The organism is Mesorhizobium sp. M7A.F.Ca.CA.004.12.1.1 (assembly GCF_003997835.1).
GTDB lineage: Bacteria > Pseudomonadota > Alphaproteobacteria > Rhizobiales > Rhizobiaceae > Mesorhizobium.
Window position 1 is genome coordinate 1 of record NZ_RZRK01000181.1, and the last position, 9,223, is coordinate 9,223.

11 protein-coding genes are annotated in these 9,223 nt (G+C 63.5%); 7 read left to right on the forward strand and 4 right to left on the reverse strand.

The features are described 5' to 3' along the window. Positions 1 to 101 precede the first annotated feature (101 nt). Positions 102 to 290 (forward strand): DUF2065 domain-containing protein, encoded by a 189-nt coding sequence (locus EN984_RS12085; RefSeq protein ID WP_023813072.1) that lies wholly within the window; start codon positions 102 to 104, stop codon positions 288 to 290. A 127-nt stretch (positions 291 to 417) separates the two neighbouring features. After that, complete coding sequence (locus EN984_RS12090; protein ID WP_127271780.1) at positions 418 to 1,935, forward strand: DegQ family serine endoprotease; 1,518 nt, start codon at positions 418 to 420, stop codon at positions 1,933 to 1,935. 49 nt (positions 1,936 to 1,984) lie between these two features. Here the strand turns inward: EN984_RS12090 and EN984_RS12095 are convergent, their stop codons facing one another. Beyond that, positions 1,985 to 2,557 (reverse strand): GNAT family N-acetyltransferase, encoded by a 573-nt coding sequence (locus EN984_RS12095; protein ID WP_127271778.1) that lies wholly within the window; start codon positions 2,555 to 2,557, stop codon positions 1,985 to 1,987. Then, entirely contained in the window at positions 2,554 to 3,441 is an 888-nt protein-coding gene (serB, locus tag EN984_RS12100) for a phosphoserine phosphatase SerB (RefSeq protein ID WP_127271592.1), read from the reverse strand. Before serB ends, EN984_RS12095 begins: the two co-directional genes overlap by 4 nt. Between serB and miaA the strand changes: the two genes are divergently transcribed. Both miaA and EN984_RS12110 read left to right on the forward strand, forming a co-directional pair. Next, a complete protein-coding gene (miaA, locus tag EN984_RS12105; RefSeq protein ID WP_127272676.1) occupies positions 3,431 to 4,399 on the forward strand; it encodes a tRNA (adenosine(37)-N6)-dimethylallyltransferase MiaA in 969 nt (322 codons plus the stop codon). The genes serB and miaA overlap by 11 nt on opposite strands. 105 nt (positions 4,400 to 4,504) lie before the next feature. After that, positions 4,505 to 5,296, forward strand: a complete 792-nt coding sequence (locus tag EN984_RS12110; RefSeq protein WP_127271965.1) for a GGDEF domain-containing protein — start codon at positions 4,505 to 4,507, stop codon at positions 5,294 to 5,296. A gap of 218 nt (positions 5,297 to 5,514) precedes the next feature. Here EN984_RS12110 and EN984_RS12115 read toward each other — a convergent pair whose 3' ends face one another. Beyond that, the gene (locus EN984_RS12115) at positions 5,515 to 7,344 is read right to left on the reverse strand and encodes an ATP-binding protein (RefSeq protein WP_127272677.1); all 1,830 of its coding nucleotides are present in this window, start codon (positions 7,342 to 7,344) and stop codon (positions 5,515 to 5,517) included. Positions 7,345 to 7,498: 154 nt separating this feature from the next. Here EN984_RS12115 and EN984_RS12120 point away from each other — a divergent pair, with 154 nt between their 5' ends. From EN984_RS12120 to EN984_RS12130, 3 genes are read left to right on the forward strand one after another with little or no spacing between them, the layout of a single operon-like run. After that, entirely contained in the window at positions 7,499 to 8,062 is a 564-nt protein-coding gene (locus tag EN984_RS12120) for an XRE family transcriptional regulator (RefSeq protein WP_127383758.1), read from the forward strand. 4 nt (positions 8,063 to 8,066) lie between these two features. Next, a complete protein-coding gene (locus EN984_RS12125) occupies positions 8,067 to 8,375 on the forward strand; it encodes a hypothetical protein (protein ID WP_127268618.1) in 309 nt (102 codons plus the stop codon). 44 nt (positions 8,376 to 8,419) lie between these two features. Continuing rightward, the gene (locus EN984_RS12130) at positions 8,420 to 8,947 is read left to right on the forward strand and encodes a GNAT family N-acetyltransferase (RefSeq protein ID WP_127268619.1); all 528 of its coding nucleotides are present in this window, start codon (positions 8,420 to 8,422) and stop codon (positions 8,945 to 8,947) included. Between the two features lie 4 nt (positions 8,948 to 8,951). On the opposite strand, the gene EN984_RS12135 is transcribed toward EN984_RS12130, so the two are convergent. After that, positions 8,952 to 9,223, reverse strand: a 272-nt coding sequence (locus EN984_RS12135) for a LysR substrate-binding domain-containing protein (RefSeq protein WP_245480055.1), incomplete at its 5' end; no start/stop codon positions are given.

Here is a 9,223-nt window from a genome sequence, read left to right on the forward strand (position 1 = left end):
GCAGCGAGGGGCCGGCAAAGCCGGCTTCGCCTGCGCCAAACGCTCCGGCGACGGCACCCGCCGCGCCGGCGGCACAGCCCAGCACCGGCCAGTAGCGGCCGGTGCAGGATTTTCTTGCCGCCATGGGCCTGGTCCTTGTCATAGAGGGTCTAGTCTATGGCGGTTTTCCCGGCCTGGCCAGGAAACTTGCCACCGAAGTGCTGTCGCTGCCCGAGAACGCGCTGCGGATCGCCGGACTGGCGGCGATCGTGATCGGCGTCGGCATCGTCTGGCTGGTACGGGGCGCATGACGGCGGCGATGATTTATCCTCTGCCGATAGTCATAGCCGCAAACGTGCCGTATTTTTTGCCAACATGGCGTGACGCGGCGTTTTCGTCGAAGCGCTTTTCTTTTCAAGGATACCGGGAGGCTTCTCGATGACATCCAATACAATTCTGTGCGCGGCTCGGCGGACATTCATCGCCGGCGCGGCGGCACTTCTTGTCAGCGCAGTCGCTGTCCCGTCCTTCGTGACGCCGACATTTGCCGCCGATGGACCTGCTTCGGTCGCCGATCTGGCGCAAGGCCTGCTCGGCGCAGTGGTCAACATATCGACCTCGCAGACGGTCAAGGGCACCGAAGGCCCGGGCGCGGTGCCGATGCCGCAATTGCCCGAGGGGTCGCCCTTCCAGGATTTCTTCGACGATTTCTTCAAGAACCGCGGCGGTGACAAGGACAACGGCTCGCAGAAGGTGCAGTCGCTGGGCTCCGGCTTCGTCATCGATGCCGAGCAAGGCATCGTCGTCACCAACAACCATGTCATTGCTGATGCCGACGACATCGAGGTCAATTTCTCCGATGGTGTCACCTTGAAGGCGACGCTGGTCGGCACCGACACCAAGACCGATGTCGCCGTGCTCAAGGTCGATCCGAAAGGCCACAAGCTGACGGCGGTGAAGTTCGGCGATTCCACCAAGATGCGCGTCGGCGACTGGGTGATGGCGATCGGCAATCCGTTCGGCCTCGGCGGCACGGTCACGGTCGGCATCGTCTCTGCCCGCAACCGCGACATCAATTCCGGCCCCTATGATGACTTCATCCAGACCGATGCCGCGATCAACCGCGGCAATTCCGGCGGACCGCTGTTCAACAGCGCCGGCGAAGTCATCGGCATCAACACGGCGATCATTTCGCCTTCCGGCGGTTCGATCGGCATCGGCTTTTCCATCCCCGCCCAGCTCGCGTCCGGCGTCGTCGACCAGTTGCGCCAGTTCGGCGAGACGCGGCGCGGCTGGCTGGGCGTGCGCATCCAGCCGGTGACCGACGACATCGCCGAAAGCCTCGGCATGGCGACCGCCAGGGGCGCGCTGGTCGCCGGCGTGATCAAGGGTGGCCCGGTCGACAATGGCACCATCCAAGCGGGCGACGTCGTCATCAAGTTCGACGGCAAGGACATCCATGAGATGCGCGATCTGCCGCGCGTCGTCGCCGAAAGCCCGGTTGGCAAGGCGGTCGATGTGCTCATCGTGCGCAAGGGTGTCGAGCAGACCGTGAAAGTGACGCTCGGCCGGCTCGAGGATGGCGAGAAGCTCGCCAGCAGTGAGGAGGGCAGCAACACCGATCAGGACAAGGGCGACAAGGCTCCGGCCGTTTCCACTGCTTCGGTGCTCGGCATGACGGTCGGCGAACTGAACGACGAGACACGCAAGAAGTTCAGCATTGCGGCCGATGTTTCGGGCGTCGTCATCACCGACGTCACCAAGGACTCGGCCGCCGCCGAACGCGGCATCCAGCCCGGCGAGGTGATCACCGAGATCGCGCAGGAATCGGTCGCCACGCCCAAGGACGTCATGGACCGGATCGGCGCCTTGAAGGAACAGGGGCGCAAGAATGCGCTCTTGATGCTGGCCTCGAAGACCGGCGAGCTCAGGTTCGTGACGATCCGGATGGACTGAGATCCGGAAGATGCGGCGAAAAAATCCTCATCTTGAATGGAAAGGGCGGCTAGCGGGCCGCCCTTTTTCTTGCCTGCCAGTCTTGGCGCGACAGTCTGTACAGGACATGGCGCTTGAGCGCGGGATGGCTGTCGGGAATGCTGGGGTGGTCGAAATCGCCGGACGGATCCGCGCTCATGCCGAGGCGTTGCATGACGGCGGTGGAGCGGCGGTTGGCCGCGACGGCGAATGACACGATTTCATCGAGGCCAAGCGTCTCGAAGCCGTAGGCCAGCCACGCTTCGGCTGCCTCGGTGACATAGCCCTTGCCCCAGAACTCAGGTGCCAGTCGCCAGCCGATCTCGATGGTGCCAGCTGGCAGGGATGGCACATGATCGGTGTCGAGGAGACCGATGAAGCCGATGCATTCACCGGTGGCGGTGATCTCGGCGGCAGCAAAACCGTATCCGTCCTCCGCGGTCCAGGCCCGGAGCTCGTCCATCTTGGCATCCGCCTCGGCGCGGTCACGGCGGAACGGAAAGAACTCCATCACCCGGTCGTCGGAGTTTATGCGGTGGAACAGGTCGCGGTCGCGATCTTCCCAGTTGCGCAGGATCAGGCGCTCGGTACGCATTGGTTTCATTGCACAAACTCCTCCCGCCTGTAGCCTTGCACATAAAGCAGCGCGGTCAGGTCGCCATGATCGATGCGGACCTTGGCCTGTGCCGCCACCGTCGGCTTGGCGTGGAGCGCGACACCGGTACCGGCAAGGCAGATCATGTCGAGATCATTGGCGCCGTCGCCGACGGCGATGGCGTCGGCGGGCGTCAGGCCGAGGCGCGCTGAAATTTCGATCAGCGCGTCGGCCTTAGCGGCGCGGCCGAGGATCGGTTCGCCGACCAGCCCGGTGAAGCGGCCGTCCTGCTCGAGCAGGCGATTGGCGCGGTTCTCCTGGAAACCGAGCATGGCGGCGATGCGCGTCGTGAAGACCTCGAACCCGCCAGACACGAGTGCCGTCCAGGCGCCATTGGCGCGCATGGTCCGGACCAGAACACGGCCGCCCGCTGCCAGCGTCAGGCGATTGGCGACGATGCGATCGACCACGGCGGCGTCGAGGCCCTTGAGCAACGCCACCCGTTCACGCAAAGCCGGTTCGAAGGCGATCTCACCATTCATGGATCGCGCGGTGATGGCCGCAACATGATCCTTGACGCCGATCTCGTCGGCCAGCTCGTCGATGCATTCCTGGTCGATCATGGTTGAATCCATGTCGGCGATCAGGATTTTCTTGCGGCGGGTTTCCGCCTGCTGGACGATCACGTCGACGGCCTCGCTGGCAAGTGCCGTGCGCAAGACGGCACTCGTGACGGCGTCGTCGGCTGCCTCAGGCAGGACGAGATCGCAGGCAATACCTTCGGCCAGCCAGACAACAGCGCTTGCGCCGACCGACCGTGAGGCCATATTCGCAAGCGACAGCGACAAAGCGCGCTCAGCGGGACGGGAAACAAGCGTGGCGATGAGCGGCATGAAACATTCCGGCGGGCAGGCGGGCAAGGGCCGCGTGAAGAACGCGATCCTGATAGCCGGGCCGACCGCCAGCGGCAAGTCGGCGCTTGCGCTCGATCTGGCCGAGCGCAGGGGGGGCGTGATCGTCAATACCGATTCCATGCAGGGCTATTCGGTGCTCGACGTGCTGACTGCCCGGCCGGAGGCGGCCGACCTCGCCCGCGCACTGCATTATCTTTATGGCCATGTCCACCCGGCCACCGCCTATTCCACCGGCGCCTGGCTGCGCGATGTGATGAAGCTGATCGAGGACGGCACATTCTCCGAACGGCCAGTGATTTTTGTCGGCGGCACCGGGCTCTATTTTCGCGCGCTGGCCGAGGGCATTTCGGAAATGCCCGACATTCCGCAGCGGGTCCGCGACCGCTGGCGCTATGAGTTGAAGGAGCAGGGCGCCGTCAAGCTGCACAGCCTGCTGCTGCGCGAGGATTCGGCGGCGGCCATGATGCTCAAGCCAACCGACAGCCAGCGCGTCGTGCGGGCATTGGAGGTTCTCGATGCGTCTGGCCGTTCGATCCTGGAATGGCAGGCAGAACGCGGCCAGCCGCTCATCGACAGGGAAAGCGCGCGTTTCCTGGTGATCGAGCCGGATCGGGCGGCATTGGTCGCTCGCATCGACAAACGCTTCGACCAGATGCTGGACAAGGGCGCGCTGGACGAGGTCAAGCGGCTTGCAGCACTTGGCCTCGATCCCGAATTGCCGGCGATGAAAGCGATCGGCGTTCGCGAACTGCAGGCAGCGATGGCCGGAGAGATTGGCTTTCCCGAGGCAATCGAACGCGCCAAGATCGCGACCAGGCAATATTCCAAGCGGCAAACCACCTGGTTCAGGCATCAATTGGGGCCGGAATGGCTGAGATTGCGCCCCGGTGATGATCTGGAAACCACGATCTCAGCGCTTGCTTCCGATACAACCTGAAAAGTTTACCTGCAAGGAACGGTTCCCGTGGTGGTTGTCCAAATTAACCCTCCGTAAGCCCGCCCATGCCATAAGATCAGTGGGCACTTTTCCAACGGGGAGCAGATGCGTTTCCACAAGGCGGAATCAGCATTTTTCGTCTTTATATTCGTGATCCTGGCCGCCGGCCTGGTGACGCTGCATGCTTACGGACTTCTGCAATCCTTCGCCGACGAGTTGCATACGGCTTCGGGTCTGGACAAGGTCATCTATCTCAACAAGCTCTTGTTCGCGACCGGCGTGCTCCTGGCCACCGCGCTGTTCTTCGGCATCTTCTTCATCTATCCGCTGATCCGCAAACAGGCGATGGAGGAAGGCAAGCTGCGCGCCATGACGGTCTCGCTCAGCGCGCGCTCGGAAACATTCGAGCATGCGGCGCTGACCGATGGCCTGACCGGCATGCAGAACCGGCGCTATTTCGATGATGCGCTGAAGGAGTATCTCGAGGAGTTCCGGCGCATCGAAAAGCCCGTCGGGCTGATGATCCTCGATCTCGACCATTTCAAGCAGGTCAACGACACCCACGGCCATGACGTCGGCGACGAAGTGCTCAAGGCCGTCGCGAACTGTCTCAAGGACATGACGCGCTACCACGATGTGGTGGCGCGATTGGGCGGCGAGGAGTTCGCCGTGGTCACGCCCAACATGGACGCCGAGCTTCTGGGCAAGTTTGCCGAGCGCATCCGCAAGGCGATCGCCAACATGTCGGTGCTGTCGGGCAATGTCCGCCTCAAGATCACCACCAGCGTCGGGCTCGCCGTCTGGGACCGCAAGGAAACAGCGGAAGAGTTCTATCGCCGCGCCGACCGCCAGCTTTACGAGGCGAAGAGGCAGGGCCGCAACCGCGTCTGCGCCTGAAATCCCATCACTGAATTCGTGAGGCTGGCCGTCTGGCGCCGTTTTCTGCGCTTCCGATGCTCACGGACTCAAACGTCCGCTCCGCTTCGGTTCTCGAAAACAGCACCACCCGACTCAGCCTGACGAATTCCCTGACGGGATTTACCCAAGCGGCCTAGGCAGGGCGCAAGCTTGGCGCGGCTTCTCGGTCAGAAGGCAGAGGAGTTGGCGCTGCTGACCTAATCGTTTTGCGGGCGCAGGCCGAAGGTTGCGGGCTTTAGGCCGTAGCGCATGTCGAAATCGTCGTCCGATGGCGCGCGTGCGGCGGGTGGCTTGCGGTAGTCGGGGTCGCCGGCCTGGCGGCCTGAATCGACGACCTCGGCGAAGGCCATCGCCTGCTGCGTTGATTTAGGCACATTGCGCAGTCGTTCCACGATCGCCACCAGATCGACATCGTCGCCTGGCTTCGACGTGGCCTCTTCGCGTTTTGCGGTGCCGGGGAGCAGGTCACTCGGCAGTTTTTCGAACTTCAGCCGCATGGTCGTCGCCACGCCTTCGCCGAAGGCGATGGCTTCGCGCTGGCCCATGGAGGACAGGAAGGCAAGCGTCGAGGCGGAAGAGTCGGCAATCGCCGAGCGGATGATCGCCTGGTCCTGCTCATTGGCAAGCCGCATGGCGAAGAAGGTCGAGCATTGCGAAAGGATGGTCGGGTCGAGCTCGCCCGGGCGCTGGGTGACGACGCCGAGATAGCAGCCATATTTGCGGCCTTCCTTGGCAATGCGCGACAGCGCGTGCCTTGTCGGCGCGAAGCCGAGGCGCGGGTCGGCCGGCATATAGCGGTGCGCCTCTTCGCACAAAAACAGCAACTGCAGCTTGCCCTCGCTCCACAGAGCGAGGTCGAAGGCCAGGCGCGCCAGCACCGAGCAGACCGAATTGACCACTTCCGACGGCATGCCGGCCATCTCGAAGCAGGTTACCGGGCGGCCATGATGCGGCACGCGGAAGATGTTGCCGATCGTCTCGTGGATGGTGTCCTCGATCAGGCGCGAGTTGAACATGAAGCGGTAGCGTGGATCGGCGGCCGCCGATTCGATGCGCGTCTTCAGCGATTTGAGCGTCGGGCGATCGGTCTTGCTTTCGAGCATGCCCATGCGCTCATCGATCTGCTTGAGCAGGTCGGCGATGCGGTAAGGCACCGGCGTATCGGCGGTCAACGCATCGCTGCCGCGCCTGATATATGAGCCCGAATTCGGGTTGCGGTAGAGATTCTTGGCGGCCGGGATAAGGTCGCGCAAGGCGTCGATTTCTTCCGGCTCGGTCTCGCGGCCCCGGAACAGCACCTCGGCGAATTCCTCGAGCTTGAACATCCAGAACGGCAGATCCAAGGTTTTGGAATCGACCCTGACGCAGTATTCGGGCAGCGATGCAGCGAACTCGTTGTGCGGGTCGAGGATCAGGATGCGCAGGTCGGGCCGTGCGGCGATCGACTTGCGCAGCAGCAGCGAGACGGCGGTGGATTTGCCGACGCCGGTCGTGCCGACAATGGCGAAGTGACGCGCCAGCGTATCGTCGATGGCGATGTTGGCGGCGATCGTCTCGTCCTGCGCTAGCGTGCCGATCGTGATCGAATGACGCCCGGCGAGGTCATAGACCGCCTGCAGGTCGCGGGTGCGGATCCGATGCGCAACGGCGCCGATATGCGGATAGGTGGTGATGCCGCGATCGAAGACCGGTTTGCCGCCGGGCTCTGCTCCGTCACGGACTTCGCCGATCAGCTCGATGCTGACCTCGATGGCGTTCTGGCCCTCATTGCTCCAGGCGCGGTCCGACTTGCCGATTGCGTAGACCAGGCCGACGGTTCGCGTCGATCCGAGATTGATGGAAATCATCTTGCCGACCGTCCACAGGCCGGTCACCGCGCCGTCGGCGTCATTCGCATAGGCGCTGATGGTGGCGCGCGCGCCATCGCATTGCACGACATTGCCGAGGATGCGCTTGTCGTTCTGCTCTGCGTCGCGGCGCTCCTGCGATGTCGGTTCTCCAACGGAGGCTTCGCGTTCGACATACATGGACAGGCCAATCCCCATTTCCCTGGAGCATCGATCCTACCCGAATGGGGTTAAGGCCCGATGATGTCGGATGGTGTAGAGAGCATTAAAGGGCTCGTGAAAATTGTCGCCAGCCGGCTCTTCTCCGGCGTCTATTTTTCGCTATAATAGACATATGGATGATATAGCGAACGACATTTCCTCGACGATCGGCCGCAGAATACACGCCGAAAGGACCGTGCGCGACTGGTCCCTGGCCGAACTCGCGGAGCATTCCGGCGTCTCGAAGGCGATGCTCAGCACGATCGAGCGGGGCAAGACCAGCCCGACGGCGGCGCTTCTGGTGCGCATCGCGTCGGCCTTCGGCATGACGCTGTCGACCTTGATCGCGCGCGCGGAATTGCAGGGCGGCGGGATATTGCGCGAGGCCGACCAGCCGGTGTGGCGCGATCCCGACACCGGCTATGTCAGGCGGCATCTTTCGCCGGCTGGCGATATGCCGCTGGAACTGATCAAGGTGCATCTGCCGGCGGGCGCCAAGGTCAGTTTTCCGGCCGCTTCATACGCCTTCATCAAGCAGCAGATATGGCTGATTTCCGGGCGGCTCGAATTCATCGAAGGTGAGACAGTGCACAAGCTTGTATCAGGCGACTGCCTGGCGCTCGGGGCGCCGTCGGACTGCACCTTCCACGCCCTCGAGCCCGGCGCCGACCATCTCGTCGCGCTGGTCAGGGGCTGACACAATGGCAAGAAGACCAAAGCGCTCCCACAATGGGGGGCCGCCTCTCGATGAGTACAAGGGCCCGCCATGGGGCAAGGGCGATCCCTACATCTTCCTTGCCTGGCAGGCCGCTCATGCCAAGGCGTGGAAGGCGCCGAGCCACGAGGTGATGCTGCTGCGCATGGACAGAGCCGAGCGGCTTGGCCTGACCTATGAGGAGTACACGCTCGAGATACTCGAGCGCGGGCGGCATCTCGGGCACGAAGACGCCGACCGCATCAGCGCCATCAAGGCGGCGCGAAAGCGACGCCGCGCGCACCGTCTGGACTGACAGCAATGCGCCCGCTTCTATTGCAATCACAGGATATCCTGCACATGAACTCGATCGAGATCGCACCCCTGAACCCGACTGCCGAAACGCAGGACATGCTGGCCGAATTGCTGGTCGCAACGGTGGCGGCCGGCGGTTCGGTCAGCTTCATGCATCCGTTGGCGCCGCAGGCGGCAAGGACGTTCTGGGAGAAGTCGCTGGCCGCGGCGGCAAGGGGCGAAAGATCGGTGCTTGGCGCCTGGGACGGCAAAAACCTCGTCGGCACCGTGACCTTGCTGCTCGATTGTCCGCCCAACCAGCCGCACCGGGCCGAGATCGCCAAGCTGATGACATCAGTCGATTACCGGGGCAGGGGTGTGGGAACGCGCCTGATGCGAGCCGCCGAGAGCCTCGCCCTGGAGAAGGGCCGCACGCTGCTGGTTCTGGACACGGCGACCGAGGAGGGCGCCTCAGGCCTCTATGAGCGGTTGGGCTTCACGCTGGCCGGTGAGATACCGGACTATGCCCTGAAGCCGCATGGCGGGCTGACCGGCACGTTGATCTACTGGAAGCGGATCGGGCCAATCTCATAACCAGTCATGCCGGCGCGGAGAGGCGCAGGAGCAGCCATTGGCGGAAATCCTGTTCGGCTCCGGTCAGGCGTGCTGTCGACGCCCTGGTCAGGAAATGCCCCGATGTGCTGGAAAGTTCATAGTCGGAAAGCCTGACCAGCGTCTTGCTGTCGAGCGCCGCATCGACCAGCGGCCGCGAGCCCAAGAGCACGCCGGCGCTGGCGCTCGCCGCCTCCATGGCGGTGACGAAACTGTCGAAGCGGTGCGATCGTCTGGGATGGCCAGCCAGTCCAGCGG

What these genes read in the sequence shown, in the direction of transcription:
- EN984_RS12090 (WP_127271780.1), top strand. Translation starts at nt 418, where the DNA reads ATGACATCCAATACAATTCTGTGCGCGGCTCGGCGGACATTCATCGCC.
- EN984_RS12095 (WP_127271778.1), bottom strand. Translation starts at nt 2,557, where the DNA reads ATGAAACCAATGCGTACCGAGCGCCTGATCCTGCGCAACTGGGAAGAT.
- miaA (WP_127272676.1), top strand. Translation starts at nt 3,431, where the DNA reads ATGAGCGGCATGAAACATTCCGGCGGGCAGGCGGGCAAGGGCCGCGTG.
- serB (WP_127271592.1), bottom strand. Translation starts at nt 3,441, where the DNA reads ATGCCGCTCATCGCCACGCTTGTTTCCCGTCCCGCTGAGCGCGCTTTG.
- EN984_RS12110 (WP_127271965.1), top strand. Translation starts at nt 4,505, where the DNA reads ATGCGTTTCCACAAGGCGGAATCAGCATTTTTCGTCTTTATATTCGTG.
- EN984_RS12115 (WP_127272677.1), bottom strand. Translation starts at nt 7,344, where the DNA reads ATGTATGTCGAACGCGAAGCCTCCGTTGGAGAACCGACATCGCAGGAG.
- EN984_RS12120 (WP_127383758.1), top strand. Translation starts at nt 7,499, where the DNA reads ATGGATGATATAGCGAACGACATTTCCTCGACGATCGGCCGCAGAATA.
- EN984_RS12125 (WP_127268618.1), top strand. Translation starts at nt 8,067, where the DNA reads ATGGCAAGAAGACCAAAGCGCTCCCACAATGGGGGGCCGCCTCTCGAT.
- EN984_RS12130 (WP_127268619.1), top strand. Translation starts at nt 8,420, where the DNA reads ATGAACTCGATCGAGATCGCACCCCTGAACCCGACTGCCGAAACGCAG.